Below are 26,073 nucleotides of genomic sequence, written 5' to 3' on the forward strand. Positions count from 1 at the left end.
AGTCATGGCAGAAGCAGTCGCCGATAATGTTCCGGCCAAGGCCACCCCAGTAGACGGCAAACCGCCGTTGTTCGGGTTGTCCTTCCTGGAAAACCTCTCCGAGATGACCATGTTGCGTCAGGTGGGCCTGTTGGTCGGCCTGGCTGCGAGCGTGGCGATTGGCTTTGCCGTGGTGTTGTGGTCGCAGCAGCCGGACTACCGGCCTCTGTACGGCAGTCTTGCCGGTATGGACGCCAAGCAGGTCATGGAAACCCTGGCCGCCGCTGACATCCCTTATACCGTTGAACCGAACTCCGGCGCCTTGCTGGTCAAGGCCGATGATGTGTCCCGTGCGCGGCTCAAGCTCGCGGCCGCTGGTGTCACTCCCAGCGACGGCAACATCGGTTTTGAAATCCTCGACAAGGACCAGGGCCTGGGCACCAGCCAGTTCATGGAAGCGACCCGATATCGTCGCGGCCTCGAAGGCGAACTGGCTCGTACCATCTCCAGCCTGAACAACGTCAAGGGCGCCCGCGTCCATTTGGCGATTCCGAAAAGCTCGGTGTTCGTGCGCGATGAACGCAAGCCTAGCGCTTCGATTCTGGTTGAGCTGTATTCCGGCCGCTCCCTGGAGCCAGGCCAGGTACTGGCGATCATCAACCTGGTCGCCACCAGCGTTCCCGAACTGAGCAAGTCGCAGATCACCGTCGTCGACCAGAAGGGCAACCTGCTGTCGGATCAGGCGGAGAACTCCGAGCTGACCATGGCCGGCAAGCAATTCGATTACAGCCGCCGTATGGAAAGCATGCTCACCCAGCGTGTGCACAACATCCTGCAACCGGTGCTGGGCAATGACCGCTATAAAGCCGAAGTCTCGGCTGATGTGGATTTCAGTGCCGTCGAATCGACGTCCGAGCAGTTCAACCCGGATCAACCGGCGCTGCGCAGCGAGCAATCGACCTCTGAACAACGCACCGCCAGCAATGGCCCGCAAGGTGTGCCGGGTGCTTTGAGCAACCAGCCGCCGTCGCCAGCCTCCGCGCCGCAAACCACCGGTGGCGCCACTGCGTCGGCCGGCATGGTGCAGCCAGGCCAGCCGTTGCTCGATGCAAATGGTCAGCAAATCATGGACCCGGCCACCGGCCAGCCTATGCTTGCTCCTTACCCGGCGGACAAGCGTCAACAATCCACCAAGAATTTCGAGCTTGATCGCTCCATCAGCCACACCAAGCAGCAACAGGGTCGTTTGAATCGCCTGTCGGTGTCGGTGGTGGTGGATGACCAGGTCAAGATCAACGCGGCCAACGGGGAAACCACCCGCGCGCCGTGGAGCGCCGACGAATTGGCGCGCTTCACTCGCCTGGTGCAGGACGCCGTCGGTTTCGACGCCAGCCGTGGTGACAGCGTCAGCGTGATCAACATGCCGTTCTCCGCCGAGCGCGCCGAAGCGATTGCCGATATTCCGTTCTACTCCCAGCCTTGGTTCTGGGACATCGTCAAGCAAGTGCTGGGTGTGTTGTTCATCCTGGTGCTGGTGTTCGGTGTGCTGCGTCCGGTGCTCAACAACATCACCGGTGGCGGTAAAGGCAAACAGCTTGCAGGCTTGGGCAGCGACGTCGAGTTGGGTGGCATGGGCGGCCTGGACGGCGAACTGGCCAACGACCGCGTCAGCCTGGGCGGTCCGCAAAGCATCCTGTTGCCGAGCCCGAGCGAAGGCTATGACGCACAGTTGAATGCAATCAAGAGTTTGGTGGCAGAAGATCCGGGTCGTGTGGCCCAGGTCGTGAAAGAGTGGATTAACGCAGATGAGTGATAACCGAGCCGCTGTCGCCAAACTGTCCCGGGTCGATAAAGCCGCGATTCTGCTGCTGTCCCTGGGTTCGACTGACGCCGCCCAAGTGCTGCGCCACATGGGGCCTAAAGAGGTCCAGCGTGTGGGCGTGGCCATGGCGCAAATGGGTAACGTGCACCGCGAGCAGGTCGAGCAGGTGATGAGCGAGTTCGTCGACATCGTCGGCGACCAGACCAGCCTGGGCGTCGGCTCCGACGACTACGTGCGCAAGATGCTCACCCAGGCCTTGGGCGAAGACAAGGCCAACGGCCTGATCGACCGCATTCTGCTGGGTGGCAACACCAGCGGCCTCGACAGCCTGAAGTGGATGGAACCGCGCGCTGTCGCTGACGTGATCCGATACGAGCACCCGCAGATCCAGGCGATCGTCGTGGCGTACCTCGACCCGGACCAGGCCGGTGAAGTGCTCGGCAACTTCGACCATAAGGTGCGCCTGGACATCATCCTGCGCGTCTCGTCGTTGAACACCGTGCAACCTGCGGCCCTGAAAGAACTGAACCAGATTCTCGAGAAGCAGTTCTCCGGCAACTCGAACGCCTCGCGCACCACCCTGGGTGGCATCAAGCGTGCGGCCGACATCATGAACTTCCTCGACAGCTCGATCGAAGGTCAGTTGATGGACTCGATCCGCGAAGTCGACGAAGACCTGTCCGGTCAGATCGAAGACCTCATGTTCGTGTTCAACAACCTGTCCGATGTCGACGACCGCGGCATCCAGGCGTTGCTGCGCGAAGTGTCTTCCGATGTGCTGGTGCTGGCCCTCAAGGGTTCGGACGAAGGCGTCAAGGAAAAGATCTTCAAGAACATGTCCAAACGAGCGGCCGAACTGTTGCGCGACGACCTCGAGGCCAAAGGCCCGGTGCGTGTCAGCGACGTGGAAACCGCGCAGAAAGAAATCCTCACCATTGCCCGCCGTATGGCCGAAGCCGGAGAAATCGTTCTCGGTGGGAAGGGTGGCGAAGAGATGATCTAAGGTCACTATGTCGTCCAAACATGATGAGTCCAACACCGACCTGATCCGTGGCAAGGAGGTCGGTGGTTTCGACGTCTGGTCGCTGCCCAGCTTCGACCCGCATGTGCCCGAGCCCGAGCCGGAACCCGAGCCCGAGCCGCCGGAAATGGAAGAAGTGCCGCTGGACGAAGTCCAGCCACTGACCCTGGAAGAACTCGAAAGCATCCGTCAGGAGGCCTACAACGAAGGCTTCGCCACGGGTGAGAAAGAAGGTTTCCACAGCGCCACGCTCAAGGTTCGCCAGGAAGCCGAAGTGGCCCTGACCGCCAAGATTGCCGGCCTGGAACAGCTGATGGCCAACCTGTTCGAGCCCATCGCCGAGCAGGACACCCAGATCGAAAAGTCCCTGGTCGACCTCGTGCAGCACATCACCAAACAGGTGATTCAGCGCGAGCTCGCCATCGATTCCACGCACATCGAAAGCGTCATGCGCGAAGCCCTCAAACTGTTGCCGCTGGGCGTGGGCAATGTGCGGCTGTACATCAATCCCCAGGATTTCGAACAGGTCAAAGCCCTGCGCGAGCGCCATGAAGAAACCTGGCGCATCGTCGAAGACGAAGCCTTGTTGCCGGGCGGTTGCCGGGTCGAAACCGAGCACAGCCGCATCGACGCCACCGTCGAAACCCGCGTCACCCGGGTCATGGACAAGTTGTTCGATCAGTTGCATGAACAAGCGCTGCACCCGGCCGAGCCGGACATGAGCCTTGAACTGCCGATCGATGCCAAGCCTGAGCCCGCGCCGGAAGCGGAGCTGGAACTGCCGCCAGAACTGGACACTCCCGATGCGCCTTGATCGCACCAGTTTCGCCAAGCGCCTGGGCAGCTACGTCGAGGCCACGGAACTGGAAGGCGCGCCAATCCTTGAAGGTCGCTTGCTGCGCATGGTCGGCCTGACCCTGGAAGCCGAAGGCTTGCGCGCCGCCATGGGCAGCCGCTGCATGGTCATCAACGACAACAGCTATCACCCGGTGCAGGTCGAAGCCGAAGTCATGGGCTTCTCCGGCAGCAAAGTGTTTCTGATGCCGGTGGGCAGCGTCGCTGGCATTGCCCCTGGCGCGCGGGTGGTGCCGATGGCCGATACCGGGCGTTTGCCGATGGGCATGAGCATGCTCGGTCGGGTGCTTGACGGCGCCGGTCGCGCACTCGACGGCAAGGGCGGGATGAAAGCCGAAGACTGGGTGCCGATGGATGGCCCGACCATCAACCCGCTCAAGCGCCACCCGATCAGCGAGCCGCTGGACGTGGGGATTCGCAGCATCAACGGTTTGTTGACGGTCGGTCGCGGTCAGCGTCTGGGCCTGTTCGCCGGTACCGGCGTGGGTAAGTCGGTGCTGCTGGGCATGATGACCCGGTTCACCGAGGCCGACATTATCGTGGTCGGGCTGATCGGTGAGCGGGGTCGTGAGGTTAAAGAGTTCATCGAGCACATCCTCGGTGAAGAAGGCCTCAAGCGCTCGGTGGTGGTGGCGTCCCCGGCGGACGACGCGCCGCTGATGCGTTTGCGCGCGGCGATGTACTGCACGCGCATTGCCGAGTATTTCCGCGACAAGGGCAAGAATGTCCTGTTGCTCATGGATTCGTTGACCCGTTTCGCCCAGGCCCAGCGGGAAATCGCCCTGGCCATTGGCGAGCCGCCGGCGACCAAGGGGTATCCGCCGTCGGTGTTCGCCAAGTTGCCGAAACTGGTGGAACGGGCCGGTAACGCCGAGAAGGGCGGCGGTTCGATCACCGCGTTCTACACCGTATTGTCCGAAGGCGATGACCAGCAGGACCCGATCGCCGACGCCGCCCGAGGCGTGCTCGACGGCCACATCGTGCTGTCCCGGCGCCTGGCCGAGGAAGGGCATTACCCGGCCATTGACATCGAAGCGTCCATCAGCCGGGTCATGCCGTCGGTGGTCACGCCGGAACACATGATGCGCGCCCAGTATTTCAAGCAACTGTGGTCGCGGTATCAGCAGAGTCGCGACTTGATCAGCGTCGGCGCCTATGTGGCCGGTGGCGATCGGGAAACCGACCTGGCGATTTCCCTGCAACCGCAGTTGGTCCGCTACCTGCGCCAGGGCCTGAACGACAAAATCGGCCTGGGCGAAAGCGAATCCTACCTCGGTACGCTCTTCGCCCCTGCGGCCGGCGGTTAACCGATCATGGCCCAGAGTCGCGCAGGGCGCCTGGCACCGGTGGTCGAAATGGCCGAAAAGGCCGAGAAGACCGCGGTGCAGCGCCTGGGCCACTTTCAGGGCCAGGTGCGCCTGGCCCAAAGCAAGCTCGACGACCTGGAAGCCTTCCGCCTCGATTACCAGGAACAATGGATCGTGCGTGGCAGCAGTGGCGTGTCCGGCCAATGGTTACTGGGTTATCAGGGCTTTCTGGCGCAACTGGGCACGGCCATCGATCAGCAGCGACAGAGCCTGGTCTGGCACCAGAACAACCTGAACAAGGCGCGTGATGCCTGGCAGCAGGCGTTTGCCCGGGTCGAAGGCTTGCGCAAACTGGTCCAGCGCTACATGGACGAGGCGCGCAAGCTCGAAGACCGGCGCGAGCAGAAGCTGCTGGATGAGTTGTCCCAGCGGTTGCCGCGTCAGGATCCGTATTAAGGCAGGTCTACCGCGTTATCGTTCATCGCGGGCAAGCCTTGCTCCTACAAGCGATAGCGATCTATCTGTCGCAACACAACTTCCCGCCTTGCCCCCACCCCCGCCAAGTGCTAAACCTTGTACACGCACGTTCACCAATGACAAGGAAGCCGTTAAATGTCAGTCGTTACAGAAGTCTCCCAAGATGGGCAAAAGCTGACGATTTCGATCAAGGGACGATTCGATTTTGCCAAGCATCAGGAATTTCGCGAGTCCTACGAAAATCTTCAGCCAAAACCCGAGTCCTTTGAGGTTGACCTGAAGGACGCCACCTACCTCGACAGTTCGGCGCTCGGCATGTTGTTGCTGTTGCGTGATCACGCCGGTGGCGAGAACGCCGAGATCAAGCTGACCCACGCCAATGCCGATGTGCGCAAGATCCTGGCTATCTCCAATTTCGAACAGATCTTCGACGTGGCATGAGCGCCGTGCAGTCGGTGTTCGAGCCGCTGACGATCCTGATCGCTGAAGACAGCGCGGCCGATCGCATGCTGCTGTCGAGTATCGTCCGGCGCCAGGGCCATCAGGTGCTGACGGCGGCCAATGGTGCCGAAGCGGTTGCCGCGTTCCGTGAGCAACGGCCGCAACTGGTGCTGATGGACGCCATGATGCCGGTGATGGACGGTTTCGAGGCGGCGCAGCAGATCAAGGCACTGGCCGGGGAAACCCTGGTGCCGATCATCTTCCTGACGTCACTGACTGAAAGCGAAGCCTTGGCCCGTTGTCTGGAGGCCGGGGGCGACGACTTTCTGGCGAAGCCCTATAACCAGGTGATCCTCAGCGCCAAAATCAAGGCGATGGACCGCTTGCGGCGCTTGCAGGCCACGGTGCTTGAGCAGCGCGACCAGATTGCCCGGCACCACGAATACCTGCTTAACGAGCAGCGGGTGGCGAAGGCGGTGTTCGACAAGGTGGCCCACTCCGGCTGCCTGAATGCGCCGAATATCCGTTACCTGCAATCGCCTTACGCATTGTTCAACGGCGATCTGCTGCTGGCCGCGTTCACCCCGGCCGGCGACATGCATGTGTTGCTCGGCGACTTCACCGGTCATGGCTTGCCGGCCGCCGTCGGCGCCATGCCGCTGGCGGAAGTGTTCTACGGCATGACTGCAAAGGGCTACGGCTTATCCGAAACCCTGCGCGAGATGAACGCCAAGCTCAAGCGCATCCTGCCGGTGGACATGTTCTGTTGCGCAACCCTGTTGTGCCTGAGCTTTCAGCGCCGTTCGGTGGAAGTCTGGAACGGCGGGATGCCGGACGGTTATCTGCACAGCAATGCCACGGGCGAGCGCACGCCGCTGCGGGCGCGGCACCTGCCGTTGGGGGTGTTGAGCCCGACCACGTTTAACGATCGCACGGAAGTGTTTCCGATGGCGGTCGACGATCGGGTGTTCCTGTTGTCCGACGGGGTGATCGACACCTGCGATGTGAACGAGCAATTGTTTGGCGTGGAGCGGCTGGAGCAGGTGTTTGCCGCCAACCGTCGGCCGGATGCATTGTTCGCGGAGATCGAGCAGGCCCTGCGCGATTTCCGTGGCGAGGCCCGGGACGATGTGAGCATGGTCGAGGTCCGCCTGCTGGAATCGGCGCAACTGAGCCCGCCGGCGCTGGTGTATTCCGATAGTGGACAGTCGTGCCCGCTGGACTGGTCCGTGAGTTTCGAGTTTCGCGCCGCCACCCTCAAGCGCTTCAATCCGCTGCCCTATCTGTTGCAATTGTTGCTTGAAGTTCATGGCCTGCGGGCGCAAAGCGGCGCGTTGTACAGCGTGCTGGCCGAGCTGTATTCCAATGCCCTGGAGCACGGCGTGCTGGGGCTGGACTCCAGCCTCAAGCGTGATGCCTCGGGTTTTGCGCGCTATTATCAGGAGCGCAATTCCCGCCTCGACCAATTGCAGGACGGCTATGTGCGCTTGCATTTGCAGGTCACGCCAAAGGGCGAGGGCGGTTGCCTGTCGATTCGGGTCGACGACAGTGGCAAGGGTTTTGATGTGGCGCGGGTGATGGAGCGGCCGGTGGATGGCGTCGGTCTGTCGGGGCGCGGTGTCGGATTGATCCGCCAGTTGAGCCGCAAGGCGAGCTGGTCCGACGAAGGTCGTAGTGCGCACGTGGAGTTTTATTGGGAGGCTCTGGCATAATCCCGCGAATTCTTGATCAAGGAGTGAACAAGTGGCTGATACACATTTGGATCGCAACGTGCTGAACGCGTTGCAGGAGGTCATGGAGGACGAATATCCGACATTACTGGATACCTTCATTGCCGACTCCGAGGAGCGTCTACTCGTCCTGCGCAAGGCCGAGGATGCGGTGCAGCTCATGAATGCGGCCCATAGTTTCAAAGGCAGCAGCAGCAACATGGGCGCCGTTCGCCTGGCGGAACTGTGCAATGAGCTGGAACAGCGAGCCAAGCACCAGCGCCTCGCCGGCATTGAGAAACTGGTCGGCGAAATTGACGGCGAATTCGCCATCGTCCGTCCGCTCTATGAAGCCGAGCGTCAGCGTTCTTTAGCGCAGTAGCATGACCGTCCGGCGCATCAGGCGCCGGTTTTCCAAACCTGGCTCGACCTTTGCATTCATCTCACTCAACTGTACCTACGATCCCAGTGCAGCGGAGACCGCGTCATGCCCGTTACCCCCAATTTGCTTCTTCAGGCCGCTGCCAAGGCCAAGCCTCAAGCTGCCTCCGCCAATACCCCGGCGGTGACCGCTGAGCCTGGGGATAAGGCCTCCAGCTTCGCCAATGTCTTCGCCAAACAGGGCCAGAACAAGCCTGCCGCATTGGCTGATGCGCCGGTCAAACCGTCCCGGGATAAAACCCCGGACAACCCGGCGAAGAAAGACGTCAGCAACGACAAGTCTGCCGCCCCGCAGCCAGCGGTTGCCGATAGCGGCAAATCCTTGCCCGCCGACAAACCGGCGTCCGCCTCGACAGATGACAAGAGCGCCAGCGACAGCGACCCGGAGACGACCACTACGCCGGTGGCGGTCGATGCTCCGCCGGTCGACCCGACGCTGGACCCGGCCTTGATGCAAGCGGTGCAGCCAGTGGCGCCCGCACCCGCACCCGAAACCCCGCCAGCGGTAGCCGCTGTGCAACCGCAAGTCGAGGCAGCGGTTGCTGCCGCCGTCACCGCCGCGCCGGTACAGGCCGCCGCGACCACCGACACCGATTTCGATCCAGAGGCCGACCCGCTCGACGCGCTGCCGGCCCTGCGCATGGCCATGGAACAGAGCGGTCACGTCTCCGCCTCCAGCCAATCCCAGGCCAAAGCGACACCGGCCCAGGCATCCGCCGAGGGTGAGCTGACTTCGGCGCAGAACTTTGCCGCCGGCATGGCGAGCATGCTCACTGTGCAATCCGACAAGGACAGTACCAGTCAGGGCGGCGAGAAGGCGTTCAGTGGCCTGCTCAATGAAGGGCTCAAGGACCTGACGTCCGCCAGCAGCGATACCCGCGTCGATGATTTCGCCAGTCGTCTGGCGGCATTGACCCAGGCTGCCACACCGAAGACCGCCAATGCGCTGCCGGTCAATCAACCGATCGCCATGCATCAGAGTGGCTGGACCGAAGAAGTGGTCAACCGGGTCATGTACCTGTCCAGCGCCAATCTCAAGGCGGCCGACATTCAGTTGCAGCCCGCCGAACTGGGGCGCCTGGATATTCGGGTGAACATGGTGCCGGACCAGCAGACCCAAGTGACCTTCATGAGCGCTCACCCGAGTGTTCGCGAAGCGCTGGACGGGCAAATGCATCGCTTGCGCGACATGTTCGCGCAGCAGGGCATGGGCCAGGTCGATGTCAACGTGTCCGACCAGTCCCGTGGCTGGCAGGGCCAGGGCCAGGAGCAACAGGCTCAGCAAGGGCAGGGCGGGCGCACCAGCGCCAGCGGTGGCCGGGTTGATGCCATGGATGACGAGATCGTGCCGGCCGTCGCGGAAGTCGCGGCCAGCACCGCCAGCGTCATTGGCTCCAGTGCCGTCGACTATTACGCCTAGTCTCCTGTAGGAGCGAGGCTTGCCCGCGAACAAGACGCTGCGGTTTATCAGTTAAACCCCGTCATCGTTCTTCGCGGGCAAGCCTCGCTCCTGCATGCCTGATCGTTCCCACGCTCTGCGTGGGAATGCAGCCTGGGACGCTCGGCGTCCCTGCCGAAGCGGACGCGGAGCGTCCATTGAGGCATTCCCACGCGAAGCGTGGGAACGATCATTCACCCCTGCCTCAAATCCCCTCCCCGACACTTCTGGCATAACACTTGCTCTTGCCTTGCCGTGCGACTGTGAAAACTTGAATAGTGACGGATTATTGGCATGGCGAAGAGCGAAGCAGCAGCAGTGGTTAAAGACCCTGCAACCAAAGGCAAACTCAAGCTGATCATTGCGATCGTGCTGGCAGTGCTGCTGGCCATCGGCTTGTCCGTGGGGGCCACGTGGTACTTCATGCACAGCGCCCAAAGCAAACCTGTCGCGGCGGCTGAAACGGCCCCGCTGGGCAAGCAACCGGCAGTCTTCGAACCCATGGCGCCGGCCTTCGTCGCCAACTACAACCAGAACGGTCGCCAGCGCTACATGCAGGTGAGCATCACCATGCTCGGCCGCAACCAGGCGGATATGGAAGCGCTCAAAGTGCACATGCCGGTCATTCGCAATAACCTCGTCATGCTGTTCTCCGGTCAGGACTTCGCCACCCTCGCGACCCCGGTCGGCCAGGAAATGCTGCGCCAGAAGGCCACCGCCAGCGTCCAGGAAGTGGCGCAGAAAGAGCTGGGCAAAGTGGTGATCGAACAGTTGCTTTTCACTAATTTCGTACTGCAGTAGGAACACGACATGGCCGTGCAAGACCTGCTGTCCCAGGATGAGATCGATGCGCTGTTGCATGGCGTCGACGATGGTCTGGTACAGACCGATACCGCCGCCGAACCCGGCAGCGTCAAAAGTTACGACCTGACCAGCCAGGATCGGATCGTCCGCGGACGCATGCCGACCCTGGAAATGATCAACGAACGTTTCGCCCGCTACACCCGCATCAGCATGTTCAACATGCTGCGCCGCTCGGCGGACGTGGCCGTCGGTGGCGTGCAGGTGATGAAGTTCGGTGAATACGTGCACTCGCTGTACGTGCCGACCAGCCTCAACCTGGTCAAGATCAAGCCGTTGCGCGGCACCGCGCTGTTCATCCTCGACGCCAAACTGGTGTTCAAGCTGGTGGACAACTTCTTCGGCGGCGATGGCCGTCACGCGAAGATCGAAGGGCGTGAGTTCACCCCGACCGAGCTGCGAGTGGTGCGCATGGTGCTGGAGCAGGCCTTCATCGATTTGAAGGAAGCCTGGCAGGCGATCATGGAAGTGAACTTCGAGTACATCAACTCGGAAGTGAACCCGGCCATGGCCAACATCGTTGGCCCGAGCGAAGCCATCGTGGTGTCGACTTTCCACATCGAACTCGATGGCGGTGGCGGCGATCTCCACGTGACCATGCCGTACTCGATGATCGAGCCGGTGCGCGAAATGCTCGACGCCGGTTTCCAGTCGGACCTCGACGATCAGGACGAACGCTGGGTCAACGCCCTGCGTCAGGACGTGCTGGACGTGGATGTGCCGATCGGTGCTACGGTGGCCCGTCGCCAACTGCGCCTGCGGGACATCCTGCACATGCAGCCGGGGGACATCATCCCGGTCGAGATGCCGGAAGAAATGATCATGCGCGCCAATGGCGTGCCTGCGTTCAAGGTCAAGATGGGTTCGCACAAAGGCAACCTCGCGTTGCAAGTGATCGAGCCGATCGAGCGCCGCTGACCGGCGCTCAACTCCCCCATTTAACACTGGCCGCTTCTAAGAGCTGCCCGCCGAGGACACATGATGAACGACGATATGAACGCCCAGGACGACCAGGCACTGGCTGATGAATGGGCCGCTGCCCTGGAAGAAACCGGTGATGCCGGCCAGGACGATATCGATGCGCTGCTGGCTGCCGATACCGGTAGCTCGGCGTCCAACCGTCTGCCGATGGAAGAATTCGGCAGCGTGCCGAAGAACAACGACCCGGTGACCCTGGACGGCCCGAACCTGGACGTCATCCTCGACATCCCGGTGTCGATTTCCATGGAAGTCGGCAGCACCGACATCAACATCCGCAACCTGCTGCAACTCAACCAGGGTTCGGTGATCGAACTTGATCGCCTGGCCGGTGAGCCGCTGGACGTGCTGGTCAACGGCACCCTCATCGCTCACGGCGAAGTGGTCGTGGTCAACGAGAAGTTCGGCATTCGCCTGACCGACGTGATCAGCCCTAGCGAACGCATCAAGAAGCTGCGCTAAGTGAACAAGGTCCTGGGGTTGTTGCTGGCGCTGCCGGTCAGCGCTTTGGCTGCCGAACCGGTGGCCACGGCGGCTGCGGCGGCTGCACCGGTGGTCAACAGCGGCGTGGCCGGGCAATTGACGCAATTGGTGTTCGGCCTGTTGTTCGTGCTGGCGTTGATCTTTTTCCTCGCCTGGCTGTTGCGCCGGGTCCAGCAGGCCGGGCCGGCGGGCAAGGCGCAGGTGATCGATATCATCGGTTCCCGCGCGCTGGGTCCCCGTGATCGCCTGATGCTGGTACAGGTCGGCAACGAACAGATTCTGCTCGGCCTCAGCCCCGGCACCATCACGGCATTGCATGTGCTCAAGGAGCCGGTGCACGTGCCGAGCGCGAGTGAAAAAACGACCCCGGAGTTTGCCCAGCGCCTGATGGAACTGTTGGGCAAGGATCAGAAGGATAAGAAGTAATGGGTGCGCTACGCATCGTCTTGACGCTGGCCCTGATGCTGGCGGCGCCGCTGGTGTTCGCCGCCGATCCGCTGTCGATCCCGGCCATTACGCTGGGCACCAATGCCCAGGGTGCGCAGGAATACTCGGTCAGCCTGCAGATCTTGCTGATCATGACCGCGCTGAGCTTCATTCCAGCGTTCGTCATGCTGATGACCAGCTTCACCCGGATCATCATTGTCTTCTCGATCCTGCGCCAGGCCCTGGGCCTGCAGCAGACGCCGTCGAACCAGATCCTCACCGGCATGGCGCTGTTCCTGACCATGTTCATCATGGCGCCGGTGTTCGACCGGGTGAATAACGATGCCCTGCAACCGTACCTGGCGGAGAAGCTCACCGCCCAGGACGCCGTGCTCAAGGCGCAAGTGCCGATCAAGGACTTCATGCTCGCCCAGACCCGCACCAGCGATCTGGAGCTGTTCATGCGCCTGTCCAAACGCACTGACATCGCCACGCCGGATCAGGCGCCGTTGACCATTCTGGTGCCGGCGTTCGTGACGTCGGAGCTGAAAACCGCCTTCCAGATCGGCTTCATGATCTTCATTCCGTTCCTGATCATCGACCTGGTCGTGGCCAGTGTGCTGATGGCGATGGGGATGATGATGCTGTCGCCGCTGATCATTTCCCTGCCGTTCAAGATCATGCTGTTTGTGCTGGTGGATGGCTGGGCGTTGATCATTGGCACGTTGGCCAGCAGCTTTGGAGGTGTTTCGCCATGACCCCGGAAGTCGCCGTAGACATCTTTCGGGACGCGCTCTGGCTGACCACCATGATGGTCGCGGTGCTGGTGATTCCGAGTCTGCTGGTGGGCCTTTTGGTGGCGATGTTCCAGGCGGCCACGCAGATCAACGAACAGACCTTGAGCTTCCTGCCGCGTCTGTTGGTGATGCTGGTAACGCTGATTGTGGCCGGCCCGTGGCTGGTACAGACCTTCATGGAATACATCCTGCGGCTGTACGGCAATATTCCTATGGTCATTGGCTAAACCATGTCGCTGCTGCAACTGACCGATACCCAGATCAGCACGTGGGTTGCGACGTTCATGTTGCCGCTGTTTCGCGTCGGCACCTTGCTGATGGTCATGCCGATTTTCGGGACGACCCTGGTGCCACGGCGGGTGCGGGCGTATTTCGCCCTGGCCATCACCGTCGTCATCACTCCGGCGTTGCCACCCATGCCTCCGGTCAATCCGCTTGACCTGAGTGGGCTGCTGCTGATCGGCGAGCAGATCGTCATCGGCGCCGTGATGGGGTTCTCCTTGCAGCTGTTCTTCCAGGCATTCGTCGTTGCCGGGCAGATTGTCGCGATCCAGATGGGCATGGGCTTTGCGTCCATGGTCGACCCTACCAACGGCGTGTCGGTGGCGGTGATCGGGCAGTTCTTCACCATGCTGGTGACGCTGCTGTTCCTGTCGATGAACGGCCACCTGGTGGTGTTCGAAGTCCTCACCGAAAGCTTCACCACGCTGCCGGTCGGCAGCGGGTTTATGGTCAATCATTTCTGGGAGCTGGCCGGCAAGCTCGGCTGGGTGCTGGGGGCCGCGCTGGTACTGGTCTTGCCGGCGGTCACCGCGTTGCTGGTGGTCAACATCGCGTTTGGTGTGATGACCCGGGCGGCGCCGCAACTGAACATCTTCTCCATTGGTTTTCCGCTGACCCTGGTCCTGGGGATGTTCATCCTCTGGGTCAGCCTGGGCGACATTCTCAATCAGTATCAACCGTTGGCCACCGAGGCCTTGCAGTTGTTACGTTCACTGGTACAGGCGCGCTGAGTCATGGCTGAGAGCGAAAGCGGTCAGGACAAGACAGAAGACCCCACGGAGAAAAAGAAAAAGGACTCCCGGGACAAGGGCGAGACGGCGCGCTCCAAAGAACTCAATACCTTGGCGATCATGTTGGTCGGCGCCAGTGCGTTGCTGATTTTCGGCGGTGCATTGGCCGAGGACATGATGGAATTGATGCGCATGAATTTCTCGTTGCCGCGCGAAGTCATCCTCGATCAGAAAGCCATGACCAACTACCTGCTGCACTCGGGGCAGATTGCCTTGTGGGCGATTCAGCCGATCATGATTTCCCTGGTGTTGGCGGCGCTTCTCGGCCCGATTTCCCTGGGCGGCTGGCTGTTCTCGGCCAGCAGCATGGCGCCGAAGTTCAGCCGGATGAACCCGCTCAGCGGCCTCAAGCGGATGTTTTCCACCAAGGCCCTGGTGGAACTGCTCAAGGCGTTTGCCAAATTCACCATCGTCCTGTTCGTGGCGCTGGCGGTGTTGTCATCGGACATCGATGACTTGCAGCGCATCGCTCATGAACCGTTGGAATCGGCGATCATCCACAGCATTCAAGTGGTGGGCTGGAGTACGTTGTGGATGGCCTGCGGGCTGATCATCATCGCCGCGGTCGACGTGCCGGTGCAGTTGTGGGAAAGCCACAAGAAACTGCTGATGACCAAGCAGGAAGTGCGCGATGAACACAAGGATTCAGACGGGCGACCGGAGGTCAAGCAGCGTATTCGTCAACTGCAACGCGAGATGTCCCAGCGCCGGATGATGGCGGCGATCCCCGATGCCGACGTGATCATCACCAACCCGACCCACTACGCCGTGGCCCTCAAATACGACCCGGACAAGGGCGGGGCGCCGATGCTGATTGCCAAGGGCAGCGACTTCCTGGCCTTGAAAATCCGCGAAATCGCCGTGGCCAACGAAGTGCTGCTACTCGAATCACCAGCCCTGGCGCGTTCGATCTACTACTCCACCGAACTCGATCAGGAAATCCCCGGCGGCCTGTACCTCGCCGTCGCCCAGGTCCTGGCCTACGTCTACCAGATCCGCCAGCACCGCGCTGGCAAGGGCAAACGCCCGGATCCGCTCAAGGACGACCTGCCGATTCCGCCGGATTTGCGCCGGGATTCCTGATAACGCCTCAATCCCTGCAAGCGGACTCACCCCCCACACGGATCGTTCCCACGCGCAGCGTAAGAACGATCATCCCCACCCCGGCAAAAGTTGGAAGGCTTCTTGCAGTAGCCGCTCTGCGTCTGCTTCAGGCGTCAAAAGTTTGCTTTAAAGGAACGGGGAAAACCGGTGGATCGCTCTCAGTTATTCAACAGTGCTCGCACAAACGTCGCCGACTTGAGTCGGGGTAATCTGGGTGTGCCGCTGTTGCTGCTGGTCATGCTGGCCATGATGATGTTGCCGGTGCCGCCGTTCCTGCTGGACGTGTTCTTCACGTTCAACATTGCCTTGTCGATTGTGGTGTTGCTGGTCTGCGTCTACGCCTTGCGGCCGCTGGATTTCGCGGTGTTCCCGACGATTTTGCTGGTGGCGACGCTGATGCGCCTGGCGCTGAACGTGGCCTCCACGCGGGTGGTGATGCTCCACGGTCAGGAAGGGCATGCCGCCGCCGGTAAGGTGATCCAGGCCTTCGGTGAGGTGGTGATCGGCGGTAACTACGTGGTCGGTATCGTGGTCTTCGCGATTTTGATGATCATCAACTTCGTCGTGGTGACCAAGGGGGCCGGGCGGATTTCCGAGGTGAGCGCACGTTTCACCCTCGACGCCATGCCCGGCAAACAAATGGCCATCGACGCCGACTTGAACGCCGGCCTGATCGATCAGAACCAGGCCAAACTGCGCCGCATGGAAGTTGCCCAGGAAGCCGAGTTCTACGGTTCCATGGACGGTGCCAGCAAGTTCGTGCGCGGTGACGCCATCGCCGGCCTGCTGATTCTGTTCATCAACCTGATCGGCGGCATGGCGGTCGGTATCTTCCAGCACGGCATGTCCTTCGGTGACGCCGGTCGGGTTTATGCGCTGTTGACCATTGGTGACGGTTTGGTGGCGCAATTGCCATCACTGTTGTTATCGACATCGGCCGCGATCATGGTGACCCGTGCTTCCGGCTCGGAAGACATGGGCAAGCAGATCGGTCGCCAGATGTTCGCCTCGCCCAAAGCGTTGGCCGTCGCGGCCGGTTTGATGGCGGTGATGGGCCTGGTGCCCGGCATGCCGCACTTCTCCTTTCTCAGCATGGCGGCCCTGGCGGCCGGCGGCGCGTACCTGTTCTGGAAGAAGCAGAACGTGGTCAAGGTCCAGGCCTTGCAAGAGGTCCAGCGTCAGCAAGAACTGCTGCCATCCCCGGCCCGCGCCCAGGAAACCAAGGAATTGGGCTGGGACGACGTGACCCCGATCGACATGATCGGCCTGGAAGTGGGCTACCGCCTGATTCCGCTGGTGGACCGCAACCAGGGTGGCCAGTTGCTCGCGCGGATCAAGGGTGTGCGCAAGAAGCTGTCCCAGGACTTGGGCTTCCTGATGCCGACTGTGCACATTCGTGACAACCTCGACCTGGCCCCAAGTGCCTACCGCCTGACGCTCATGGGCGTGATCCTCGCCGAAGCCGAGATTTACCCGGATCGCGAGCTGGCGATCAACCCAGGGCAGGTCTACGGCGCGCTCAACGGCATAACCGCCAAAGATCCGGCTTTTGGTCTGGAGGCGGTCTGGATCGAAATCAGCCAGCGCGCCCAGGCGCAGTCCCTCGGTTACACCGTGGTCGATGCCAGTACGGTAGTGGCAACCCACTTGAACCAGATTCTGTACAAGCACTCCAGTGAGCTGATCGGCCACGAAGAAGTGCAGCAACTCATGCAATTGCTGGCCAAAAGCTCGCCGAAACTGGCTGAAGAGTTGGTGCCGGGGGTGGTGTCGCTGTCGCAACTGCTCAAGGTCTTGCAGGCGTTGCTCGCCGAACAAGTGCCGGTTCGCGACATCCGCAGCATCGCCGAGGCCATCGCCAACAATGCCAGCAAGAGTCAAGATACTGCCGCGCTGGTGGCGGCGGTGCGCGTCGGCGTAAGCCGCGCCATCGTCCAAAGCATTGTAGGGACTGAGTCGGAGCTGCCAGTTATCACCTTGGAGCCAAGGTTGGAACAGATATTGCTCAATAGTCTTCAGAAGGCAGGACAAGGCTCGGAAGAGGGCGTTCTGCTGGAGCCAAGCATGGCAGAGAAGCTGCAACGTTCGTTGATCGATGCGGCACAGCGTCAAGAGATGCAAGGTCAGCCGGTGATTCTGCTGGTAGCCGGTCCGGTTCGCGCCATGTTGTCGCGTTTCGGCAGGCTGGCAGTCCCGGGTTTGCACGTGTTGGCGTATCAGGAAATCCCTGACAACAAGCAAGTGACCATCGTTGCGACAGTAGGGCCCAACGGCTGAGGTAGTGGTTTATGCAAGTTAAGCGTTTTTTCGCCGCCGATATGCGTCAGGCCATGAAACTGGTACGTGATGAGCTGGGCGCTGATGCGGCCATTATCGGCAACCGCCGGATTGCCGGTGGTGTCGAGCTGACGGCTGCCCTGGATTACAAATTGTCGGCGCTGGCCCCACGCGTTCCAAACATGGAACTCGAGGATGAGCTGCGCAAGACCCAGTCGCGCATCGTCACCGCCCAGGCCGAACTGAGCCTGCGCGGCGAAGGCGAAACCGACGGTGACAAGACCACCAATCGCCAGTTGTTCGCCGGCCTGCCATTGACCGCTGCCGAGCCGCTGATCGAACCGACTTACGAACAGCCCCGTCGTGCCGCGCCAGCCCCGGCACCCGTGTCCGGCGGTGTTGACCCACGGGCTTTCGATTCGATGCGTTTCGAACTCAACAGCCTGCGCGAATTGATGGAAGTGCAACTCGGCTCCCTGGCCTGGAATCAGCTGCAAGGCAGCCGTCCGGCCCAGGCCAACCTGTGGCGTCGCCTGCAACGCATCGGCTTGTCCGGCCCGTTGTCCCGCGACCTGCTGGCGCTGATTACCGATATTGAAGAGCCTCGTCAGGCCTGGCGCATGTTGCTGGCGCACCTGGCGCGGATGATCGCCACACCGGAAGTCGAGCCACTGGAAGAGGGCGGCGTGATTGCCATGGTCGGCCCTGCCGGCATGGGCAAGACCACCACCCTGGCCAAGCTCGCGGCCCGTTACGTGCTCAAGTACGGCGCGCAGAACATCGCGCTGGTGAGCATGGACAGCTACCGCATCGGCGCCCAGGAACAATTGAAGACGCTGGGCCGCATTCTGAATGTGTCGGTGACCCACGTCGATCCGGGCCAGTCCCTGGTGCAGGCGCTGGATCCGTTGCTGCGCAAACGCGTGATTCTGATCGATACCGCCGGCCTTCAGGCCAGCGATCCGGCCTTGCGCATGCAGCTCGAAAGCCTGGCCGGTCGGGGGATCAAATCGAAAAATTATCTGGTCCTGGCAACCACCAGCCAGAAACAGGTTCTAACCGCCGCTTATCACAGTTACAAGCGGTGTGGGCTGGCTGGCTGCATCCTGACTAAACTGGATGAAACGGCGAGTCTGGGCGAGGTGTTGAGCCTGGCCATCAGTCATGAATTGCCAGTGGCGTACCTCACCGATGGCCCGCGCATTCCAGATGATCTGCATCTGCCGCGGCGTCACCAGTTGGTCAGTCGCGCGGTGAGCGTGCAAATGCAGGAAGAACCCAGCGAGGAAGCCATGGCTGACATGTTCGCTGATATTTACCACAGCCCGACCAAGCAGGTTGGCTGAGGTACTAATGAACAGTTTTTGTACCTACATCGATGGTCTGCCATGCATTGTTCAGTTGATGAACGCGCAGCCAGTAATGTGGCCTCCGTCTATGCAAGACAAGGTAAAGAAATAACATGGGCAGCATGCATCCCGTACAGGTGATCGCGGTGACCGGCGGCAAAGGTGGCGTCGGGAAGACTAACGTGTCAGTGAACTTGTCCCTGGCTCTAGCAGAGCTTGGCCGACGCGTCATGCTGCTGGACGCCGATCTGGGTCTGGCGAACGTCGACGTTCTGCTGGGACTGACGCCCAAACGTACCCTGGCCGACGTGATCGAAGGCCGCTGCGAGCTGCGCGACGTTCTATTGCAGGGCCCGGGCGGTATCCGTATCGTCCCGGCCGCGTCCGGCACCCAGAGCATGGTTCATCTGAGCCCGGCCCAGCATGCCGGCCTGATCCAGGCCTTCAGCGATATCGGCGATAACCTTGATGTATTGGTGATCGACACGGCTGCGGGTATTGGTGACTCGGTCGTCAGTTTTGTCCGCGCCGCGCAAGAAGTGTTGCTGGTGGTCTGCGACGAGCCGACCTCCATCACCGACGCCTACGCCCTGATCAAATTGCTCAACCGCGATTACGGCATGAACCGCTTCCGCGTCCTGGCCAACATGGCCCAGAGCCCGCAGGAAGGGCGCAACCTGTTCGCCAAGTTGACCAAGGTCACGGACCGCTTCCTCGACGTGGCCCTACAATACGTCGGCGCCGTGCCTTACGACGAAAGCGTGCGCAAGGCCGTGCAGAAGCAACGTGCCGTCTACGAAGCCTTCCCGCGCTCCAAGTGCGCCCTGGCGTTCAAGGCGATTGCACAAAAAGTCGACACCTGGCCGCTGCCGGCCAACCCGCGCGGACACCTGGAATTTTTCGTCGAGCGCCTCGTGCAACAGACCGCAGGACCCGTCCTATGACAGCCAGTGGCTACAACCTCTACAAGAAGTCGGCACGTGATTCGCAATACGAGCTGATCGAGCGTTACGCGCCACTGGTCAAACGCATTGCTTACCACTTGCTAGCGCGTCTGCCGGCCAGTGTCCAGGTGGAAGACCTGATCCAGGCCGGGATGATTGGCCTGCTTGAAGTGTCAACCAAATACGACGCCAGCAAAGGCGCGAGTTTCGAAACGTACGCGGGCATTCGAATCCGTGGCGCGATGCTCGATGAAGTACGCAAGGGGGACTGGGCGCCACGTTCGGTCCACCGCAATACCCGCATGGTCAGCGACGCAATTCGCTCGATTGAAGCTAAAACCGGCCGTGATGCTAAAGATCACGAAGTTGCGGCCGAACTCCAATTGAGTCTCGACGATTATTACGGGATTTTGAACGATACCTTGGGCAGCCGGCTGTTCAGTTTCGACGACCTGTTGCAGGACGGCGAACACGAAGGGCTGCACGAGGATGGCGCCAGTGCTCATCTGGAGCCGTCGCGCGATCTGGAAGATGAACGCTTCCAGGCCGCCTTGGCGGACGCGATTGCCAATTTGCCGGAGCGTGAGCGACTGGTGTTGGCGCTGTACTACGACGAAGAGCTGAACCTCAAGGAAATCGGTGAGGTCCTGGGTGTCAGCGAATCCCGTGTCAGCCAGTTACACAGCCAGTGCGCGGCCCGTTTGCGGGGGCGTTTGGGGGAGTGGCGAGCGCGCTGAAGGCAGTGTGGGGACACTGCGAACGAGGCTGGTGTGGTGATGAACTGCAGCGGTCTCGATCTGTTGTGCTCCAGACAGTCATTTGAGTGCTTTGCCGGATTGAATGAAATGGCGCGTCCAGGTGCTGGGCGCGTTTAAGACTGCTTGGAGGTCGAATTGGACAAGAACATGAAAATCCTCATCGTTGATGACTTCTCAACGATGCGGCGGATCATTAAAAACCTGTTGCGTGACCTTGGGTTCACCAACACGGTCGAGGCTGACGATGGCACCACTGCCATTCCGGTGCTCAACAGCGGCAGCATCGACTTTCTGGTAACAGACTGGAACATGCCGGGCATGACCGGTATCGACCTGCTGCGCCACGTGCGCGCCGATGAAAAACTCAAGCACCTGCCAGTGCTGATGGTGACCGCTGAAGCCAAGCGCGAACAGATCATCGAAGCGGCCCAGGCCGGTGTTAACGGCTATGTGGTCAAACCCTTCACGGCCCAGGCGTTGAAAGAAAAAATCGAAAAGATTTTCGAACGCATCGGTTGAGTCACTGCGCCACGGGGTAGCTATGGACCACAACGAATCTTCACAGGGCGATTTTGAATCGACCCTGAAAAAACATGCCCGCGAACTGGTCGACAGCCTTGAAAAAGGCAAGTTTGGCGACGCTGTGCAACTGATTCATGAGCTCAACCAGACCCGTGACCGCGGCCTGTACCAGGAAGTTGGCAAGCTCACTCGCGAGCTGCATAGCGCGATCGTCAATTTCCAGATTGACCCAAACATGCCGCAAGCCGAGGAAGTCTCGCAGATCACGGACGCCACCGAGCGTCTGGGGTATGTGGTCAAGCTGACCGAGGCCGCTGCCAACCGCACCATGGACCTGGTGGAAAACGCCACGCCGCTGGTCAATGGCCTGAGCACTGAAGCCCAGGCATTGAGCGCCGACTGGGGACGCTTCATGCGTCGCGAAGTCGGGGCTGAAGAGTTCCGCGAGCTGGCCCGGCGGGTCGACGGTTTCCTGACGCGCAGCAGCGCGGACAATCGCACAGTGTCGAGCAACCTCAACGACATTCTGCTGGCCCAGGATTACCAGGACCTCACCGGTCAAGTGATCAAGCGCGTGACCCAATTGGTCACCGAAGTTGAAAGCAACCTGCTCAAGCTCGTGCTCATGGCCAGCCAGGTAGACCGCTTTGCGGGTATCGAACATGACCGTGAAGCGATGCTGGCTGAAAAAGATCCACAAAAACATCTCTCGCAGGGTGAAGGTCCGCAGATTCATGCCGATAAAAGAGAAGATGTTGTGTCCGGTCAGGACGATGTGGACGATTTGTTATCCAGTCTTGGATTTTAGGTTTTTTAGGTTTTTAGACCTTTAGGAGCACCCCCTTAATGAGCTTCGGCGCCGATGAAGAGATCCTTCAGGATTTCCTGGTTGAGGCCGGCGAGATTCTAGAGCAACTGTCCGAGCAACTGGTCGAGCTGGAAAGCCGACCGGATGATGCGGACCTGCTCAATGCAATTTTTCGCGGTTTTCACACTGTAAAAGGGGGCGCCGGCTTCCTCCAGCTCAATGAGCTGGTGGAGTGCTGTCACATCGCCGAGAACGTGTTCGACATCCTGCGCAAGGGTGAACGACGCGTCGACTCGGAACTGATGGACGTGGTTCTTGAAGCGCTGGATGCGGTGAACGGCATGTTCACCGAAGTCCGCGAACGCAGCCCGATCACGGCTGCCACTCCGCAATTGCTGGAAGCCTTGGCCCGTCTGGCCGAGCCACAATCGGCCGACGTCGCAGCCCCGGTTGCCGACGCGGTGGAAGAACCGGCCGCTGAAAGCGAGTCGGGCGACATCACCGATAACGAATTCGAACAACTGCTGGACTCGCTGAACGCCGTCAAGGCCCAGGCCGAAGCCCCGGCGGCTGTGCCTGCGCCGGCCGCATCGGCCAGCGACGAAATCACCGATGCCGAGTTCGAGTCGTTGCTCGATCAGTTGCACGGTAAAGGTCAGTTCGCGGTGGATGCCGTAGCCGCTCCGGCTGCCCCGGCACCCAAGGCCCCGAAAGCGGCTGGCGACAGCTCGGACATCACCGACGACGAATTCGAAGCACTGCTCGATCAGTTGCACGGCAAGGGCAACTTTGCCGTCGATGCGCTGGAAACCGCCATTGCCTCGGCGCCAGCCCCGGCTGCGCCAACCGCTAAAGCGGCCGGCGGCGATCTGATCTCCGATCACGAGTTCGAATCGCTGCTCGACGAATTGCACGGCAAAGGCAAGTTCACTGAAGTCGGTACCGGCACTGTGGTGACGGCTCCCGTCGCCAAAGCCCCGGCACCGGCGCCGAAACCTGTCGCCAAAGCGCCCGAGCCTAAAGCCGAAGCGCCGAAACCGGCCGCCGCGGCTGCACCGGCTCCGGCCCGTGCCCCGTCCGCGCCGCCACCGGAAAAACCGGCCAGCGAAGCCGAGACCACCGTGCGGGTTGATACCGCGCGTCTCGACGAAATCATGAACATGGTGGGCGAACTGGTACTGGTGCGTAACCGCTTGGTCCGTCTGGGCCTCAACAGCGGCGACGAAGCCATGTCCAAGGCTGTGTCGAACCTCGACGTGGTCACGGCCGACCTGCAAACCGCGGTCATGAAGACCCGGATGCAACCGATCAAGAAGGTCTTCGGGCGCTTCCCGCGCCTGGTTCGCGACCTGGCTCGCCAGCTCAAGAAAGAGATCAACCTGGAGCTGGTCGGCGAAGAAACCGACCTCGACAAGAACCTCGTCGAGGCCCTGGCCGACCCGCTGGTCCACTTGGTGCGCAACTCGGTCGACCACGGTATCGAAGAGCCGGCCGAACGCGAAGCGATGGGCAAGCCGCGCAGCGGCAAAGTGATTCTGTCCGCCGAACAGGAAGGCGACCACATCCTGCTGTCCATCTCCGATGACGGCAAGGGCATGGACGCTGATGTCCTGCGCGGTATCGCAGTCAAGAAAGGCTTGATGGACAAGGATGCGGCGGACCGTCTCAGCGAGTCGGATTGCTTCAACCTGATCTTCGCGCCGGGGTTCTCGACCAAAACCGAGATCTCCGATGTGTCAGGTCGTGGCGTGGGCATGGACGTGGTGAAAACCAAGATCGCCCAGCTCAACGGCACCATCAATATCTACTCGACCAAGGGCAAGGGCTCGAAGATCGTCATCAAGGTGCCACTGACCTTGGCGATCATGCCGACGCTGATGGTCATGCTCGGCAACCAGGCGTTTGCGTTCCCGCTGGTGAACGTCAACGAGATCTTCCACCTCGACCTGTCGCGCACCAACGTCGTCGACGGTCAGGAAGTGGTGATTGTGCGGGACAAGGCACTGCCCTTGTTCTACCTCAAGCGCTGGCTGGTCAGCTCCGCCGCTCATGAAGAGCAGCGCGAGGGCCATGTGGTGATCCTTTCGGTGGGCACCCAGCGGATCGGCTTTGTCGTCGATCAACTGGTGGGCCAGGAAGAAGTGGTCATCAAGCCATTGGGCAAAATGCTCCAGGGAACCCCGGGCATGTCCGGCGCCACCATCACTGGTGACGGCCGCATTGCGCTGATTCTCGATGTTCCGAGCATGCTCAAGCGTTACGCCGCACGGCGTATTTGATTCTGCCGCAGCGGGGCGACAACGCCCCGCTGCGTCTAACGGAGTGTTTATGGTAGTCAAAGTCCTGGTGGTGGACGATTCGGGGTTTTTCCGCCGCCGCGTCTCGGAAATTCTTTCAGCGGATCCGAACATCCAGGTTGTCGGTACGGCAACCAACGGAAAAGAGGCGATCGATCAGGCGCTGGCCCTCAAGCCAGACGTGATCACCATGGACTACGAGATGCCGATGATGGATGGCATCACGGCGGTGCGGCACATCATGCAGCGCTGCCCGACCCCGGTCTTGATGTTCTCCTCGCTGACGCACGAAGGCGCCCGGGTCACCCTGGATGCGCTGGACGCCGGTGCGGTGGATTTCCTGCCGAAGAATTTCGAAGACATCTCCCGTAACCCGGAGAAGGTCAAGCAACTGCTGTGCGAAAAGATCCTGAGCATCTCGCGCAGTAACCGTCGCGCCAATACCTACACGGCGCCGGCTCCGGTGGCAGCACCTGCACCGACGCCTGCGCCTTCGAGCGTCAGCAGCTATGGCAGCAGCGCGCCTGCGCGTCCGGCACCGGCACCGTTGCCGACCCGTGCGCCAGCGTCTGCCAGCCCATCGTCGCCCGCGCCAAAACGCAAAGCCTACAAACTGGTGGCCATCGGTACGTCCACCGGCGGGCCGGTTGCGCTGCAGCGGGTGTTGACCCAATTGCCGGCCAACTTCCCGGCGCCGATCGTGTTGATCCAGCACATGCCGGCGGCGTTCACCAAGGCTTTTGCCGAGCGCCTGGACAAGCTGTGCCGCATCAACGTCAAGGAAGCCGAGGATGGCGACATCCTGCGTCCGGGCCTGGCGCTGCTGGCACCGGGTGGCAAGCAAATGATGATCGATGGCCGTGGCGCGGTGAAAATCCTGCCGGGCGACGAGCGTCTGAACTACAAACCGTGCGTGGACATCACCTTCGGGTCGGCGGCCAAATCCTACGGTGACAAAGTTCTGGCGGTCGTGCTGACCGGCATGGGTGCCGATGGTCGCGAAGGCGCGCGTCTGCTCAAGCAGGGCGGCAGTGCGATCTGGGCCCAGGATGAAGCCAGCTGCGTGATCTACGGCATGCCGATGGCCATCGTCAAAGCCGATCTCGCCGATGCGATTTACAGCCTCGACGACATTGGCAAACATTTGGTTGAGGCCTGTATCTGATGGATGTACTGAGCCTTATCGGGATCATCATGGCGTTCGTCGCCATCATCGGCGGCAACTACCTTGAAGGCGGTCACCTCGGCGCTCTGGCCAACGGCCCGGCGGCGTTGATCGTCATTGGTGGGACCGTCGGTGCGGCGCTGTTGCAATCGCCGATGAGCGCGTTCAAGCGCTCCATGCAGATCCTTGCCTGGATTCTGTTTCCGCCTCGGGTGGATCTGGCCGGTGGTATCGATCGTGTTGTGAATTGGAGCCTCACCGCGCGCAAGGAAGGTTTGCTCGGTCTGGAAGGGGTGGCTGACGCCGAGCCGGACAACTACTCGCGCAAAGGCCTGCAACTGCTGGTCGATGGCGCTGAGCCGGAAGCGATTCGCAGCATCCTGGAAGTGGATTTCTACACCCAGGAAAGCCGCGACATCGAAGCCGCCAAAGTCTTCGAAAGCATGGGCGGCTACGCGCCGACCATCGGCATCATCGGTGCGGTGATGGGCCTGATCCACGTCATGGGCAACCTCGCCGATCCGTCGCAACTGGGCAGCGGGATTGCCGTGGCGTTCGTCGCGACCATCTACGGCGTGGCCAGTGCCAACCTGGTGTTGCTGCCGGTGGCGGCCAAGCTCAAGTCCATCGCGCTGCGCCAGTCGCGTTATCGCGAAATGTTGTTGGAAGGGATTCTGTCGATCGCCGAAGGTGAAAACCCTCGCTCTATTGAGCTGAAGCTTCAGGGCTTCATGGATTGAT

General features: G+C 61.1%; 26 protein-coding genes. All 26 read left to right on the forward strand.

Going from position 1 to position 26,073, the window contains the following annotated elements:
- The first annotated feature begins 4 nt into the window (after positions 1 to 4).
- The 26 genes from fliF to ACY4LX_RS09620 all read left to right on the forward strand — a co-directional run bounded on the left by fliF (position 5) and on the right by ACY4LX_RS09620 (position 26,072).
- On the forward strand, positions 5 to 1,792 hold the full coding sequence (gene fliF / locus ACY4LX_RS09495) for a flagellar basal-body MS-ring/collar protein FliF (protein WP_463259762.1): 1,788 nt from the start codon (positions 5 to 7) through the stop codon (positions 1,790 to 1,792).
- The gene (gene fliG, locus ACY4LX_RS09500) at positions 1,785 to 2,804 is read left to right on the forward strand and encodes a flagellar motor switch protein FliG (protein WP_003184041.1); all 1,020 of its coding nucleotides are present in this window, start codon (positions 1,785 to 1,787) and stop codon (positions 2,802 to 2,804) included. The genes fliF and fliG overlap by 8 nt, the downstream gene beginning before the upstream one ends.
- 7 nt (positions 2,805 to 2,811) lie before the next feature.
- A complete protein-coding gene (gene fliH / locus ACY4LX_RS09505) occupies positions 2,812 to 3,636 on the forward strand; it encodes a flagellar assembly protein FliH (protein WP_149657026.1) in 825 nt (274 codons plus the stop codon).
- Positions 3,626 to 4,984 carry a flagellar protein export ATPase FliI gene (gene fliI / locus ACY4LX_RS09510; RefSeq protein ID WP_149657025.1) on the forward strand — a complete coding sequence of 453 codons (1,359 nt, stop codon included), beginning with the start codon at positions 3,626 to 3,628 and terminating at the stop codon, positions 4,982 to 4,984. Before fliH ends, fliI begins: the two co-directional genes overlap by 11 nt.
- Before the next feature lie 6 nt (positions 4,985 to 4,990).
- Complete coding sequence (gene fliJ / locus ACY4LX_RS09515; RefSeq protein WP_133839137.1) at positions 4,991 to 5,440, forward strand: flagellar export protein FliJ; 450 nt, start codon at positions 4,991 to 4,993, stop codon at positions 5,438 to 5,440.
- 156 nt (positions 5,441 to 5,596) lie between these two features.
- The gene (locus tag ACY4LX_RS09520) at positions 5,597 to 5,902 is read left to right on the forward strand and encodes an STAS domain-containing protein (RefSeq protein WP_149657024.1); all 306 of its coding nucleotides are present in this window, start codon (positions 5,597 to 5,599) and stop codon (positions 5,900 to 5,902) included.
- Entirely contained in the window at positions 5,899 to 7,614 is a 1,716-nt protein-coding gene (locus ACY4LX_RS09525; protein ID WP_463259763.1) for a SpoIIE family protein phosphatase, read from the forward strand. Before ACY4LX_RS09520 ends, ACY4LX_RS09525 begins: the two co-directional genes overlap by 4 nt.
- Before the next feature lie 31 nt (positions 7,615 to 7,645).
- Positions 7,646 to 7,993 (forward strand): Hpt domain-containing protein, encoded by a 348-nt coding sequence (locus tag ACY4LX_RS09530; protein ID WP_463259764.1) that lies wholly within the window; start codon positions 7,646 to 7,648, stop codon positions 7,991 to 7,993.
- 105 nt (positions 7,994 to 8,098) lie between these two features.
- A complete protein-coding gene (locus ACY4LX_RS09535) occupies positions 8,099 to 9,472 on the forward strand; it encodes a flagellar hook-length control protein FliK (protein WP_463259765.1) in 1,374 nt (457 codons plus the stop codon).
- Between the two features lie 312 nt (positions 9,473 to 9,784).
- Positions 9,785 to 10,291, forward strand: a complete 507-nt coding sequence (gene fliL / locus ACY4LX_RS09540) for a flagellar basal body-associated protein FliL (RefSeq protein WP_149657020.1) — start codon at positions 9,785 to 9,787, stop codon at positions 10,289 to 10,291.
- Between the two features lie 9 nt (positions 10,292 to 10,300).
- A complete protein-coding gene (gene fliM, locus ACY4LX_RS09545) occupies positions 10,301 to 11,269 on the forward strand; it encodes a flagellar motor switch protein FliM (RefSeq protein ID WP_123409179.1) in 969 nt (322 codons plus the stop codon).
- A 63-nt stretch (positions 11,270 to 11,332) separates the two neighbouring features.
- The gene (gene fliN / locus ACY4LX_RS09550) at positions 11,333 to 11,791 is read left to right on the forward strand and encodes a flagellar motor switch protein FliN (RefSeq protein WP_149657019.1); all 459 of its coding nucleotides are present in this window, start codon (positions 11,333 to 11,335) and stop codon (positions 11,789 to 11,791) included.
- Positions 11,792 to 12,238, forward strand: coding sequence for a flagellar biosynthetic protein FliO (gene fliO / locus ACY4LX_RS09555; protein ID WP_463259766.1), 447 nt, complete (start codon positions 11,792 to 11,794; stop codon positions 12,236 to 12,238).
- The gene (gene fliP, locus ACY4LX_RS09560; protein ID WP_149657017.1) at positions 12,238 to 12,996 is read left to right on the forward strand and encodes a flagellar type III secretion system pore protein FliP; all 759 of its coding nucleotides are present in this window, start codon (positions 12,238 to 12,240) and stop codon (positions 12,994 to 12,996) included. The genes fliO and fliP overlap by 1 nt, the downstream gene beginning before the upstream one ends.
- Positions 12,993 to 13,262, forward strand: a complete 270-nt coding sequence (gene fliQ, locus ACY4LX_RS09565; protein WP_123409175.1) for a flagellar biosynthesis protein FliQ — start codon at positions 12,993 to 12,995, stop codon at positions 13,260 to 13,262. The genes fliP and fliQ overlap by 4 nt, the downstream gene beginning before the upstream one ends.
- 3 nt (positions 13,263 to 13,265) lie before the next feature.
- Positions 13,266 to 14,048, forward strand: coding sequence for a flagellar biosynthetic protein FliR (fliR, locus tag ACY4LX_RS09570; protein WP_149657016.1), 783 nt, complete (start codon positions 13,266 to 13,268; stop codon positions 14,046 to 14,048).
- A gap of 3 nt (positions 14,049 to 14,051) precedes the next feature.
- Entirely contained in the window at positions 14,052 to 15,191 is a 1,140-nt protein-coding gene (flhB, locus tag ACY4LX_RS09575) for a flagellar biosynthesis protein FlhB (protein ID WP_149657015.1), read from the forward strand.
- A gap of 168 nt (positions 15,192 to 15,359) precedes the next feature.
- On the forward strand, positions 15,360 to 17,489 hold the full coding sequence (gene flhA / locus ACY4LX_RS09580; RefSeq protein ID WP_463259767.1) for a flagellar biosynthesis protein FlhA: 2,130 nt from the start codon (positions 15,360 to 15,362) through the stop codon (positions 17,487 to 17,489).
- Between the two features lie 11 nt (positions 17,490 to 17,500).
- Positions 17,501 to 18,835, forward strand: coding sequence for a flagellar biosynthesis protein FlhF (flhF, locus tag ACY4LX_RS09585; RefSeq protein ID WP_149657013.1), 1,335 nt, complete (start codon positions 17,501 to 17,503; stop codon positions 18,833 to 18,835).
- Positions 18,836 to 18,951: 116 nt separating this feature from the next.
- The gene (gene fleN, locus ACY4LX_RS09590; RefSeq protein WP_003222917.1) at positions 18,952 to 19,782 is read left to right on the forward strand and encodes a flagellar synthesis regulator FleN; all 831 of its coding nucleotides are present in this window, start codon (positions 18,952 to 18,954) and stop codon (positions 19,780 to 19,782) included.
- Complete coding sequence (fliA, locus tag ACY4LX_RS09595; RefSeq protein WP_085716996.1) at positions 19,779 to 20,519, forward strand: RNA polymerase sigma factor FliA; 741 nt, start codon at positions 19,779 to 19,781, stop codon at positions 20,517 to 20,519. Before fleN ends, fliA begins: the two co-directional genes overlap by 4 nt.
- A gap of 168 nt (positions 20,520 to 20,687) precedes the next feature.
- Positions 20,688 to 21,059, forward strand: a complete 372-nt coding sequence (locus ACY4LX_RS09600) for a chemotaxis response regulator CheY (RefSeq protein WP_003183998.1) — start codon at positions 20,688 to 20,690, stop codon at positions 21,057 to 21,059.
- Positions 21,060 to 21,081: 22 nt separating this feature from the next.
- Entirely contained in the window at positions 21,082 to 21,870 is a 789-nt protein-coding gene (locus tag ACY4LX_RS09605) for a protein phosphatase CheZ (protein WP_149657012.1), read from the forward strand.
- A gap of 38 nt (positions 21,871 to 21,908) precedes the next feature.
- Positions 21,909 to 24,149, forward strand: a complete 2,241-nt coding sequence (locus ACY4LX_RS09610) for a chemotaxis protein CheA (protein ID WP_463259768.1) — start codon at positions 21,909 to 21,911, stop codon at positions 24,147 to 24,149.
- 49 nt (positions 24,150 to 24,198) lie between these two features.
- A complete protein-coding gene (locus ACY4LX_RS09615) occupies positions 24,199 to 25,332 on the forward strand; it encodes a protein-glutamate methylesterase/protein-glutamine glutaminase (protein ID WP_463259769.1) in 1,134 nt (377 codons plus the stop codon).
- Entirely contained in the window at positions 25,332 to 26,072 is a 741-nt protein-coding gene (locus ACY4LX_RS09620) for a flagellar motor protein (RefSeq protein WP_092271414.1), read from the forward strand. The genes ACY4LX_RS09615 and ACY4LX_RS09620 overlap by 1 nt, the downstream gene beginning before the upstream one ends.
- Position 26,073: the final 1 nt, after the last annotated feature.

This window comes from Pseudomonas sp. Emmai, from assembly GCF_055179735.1.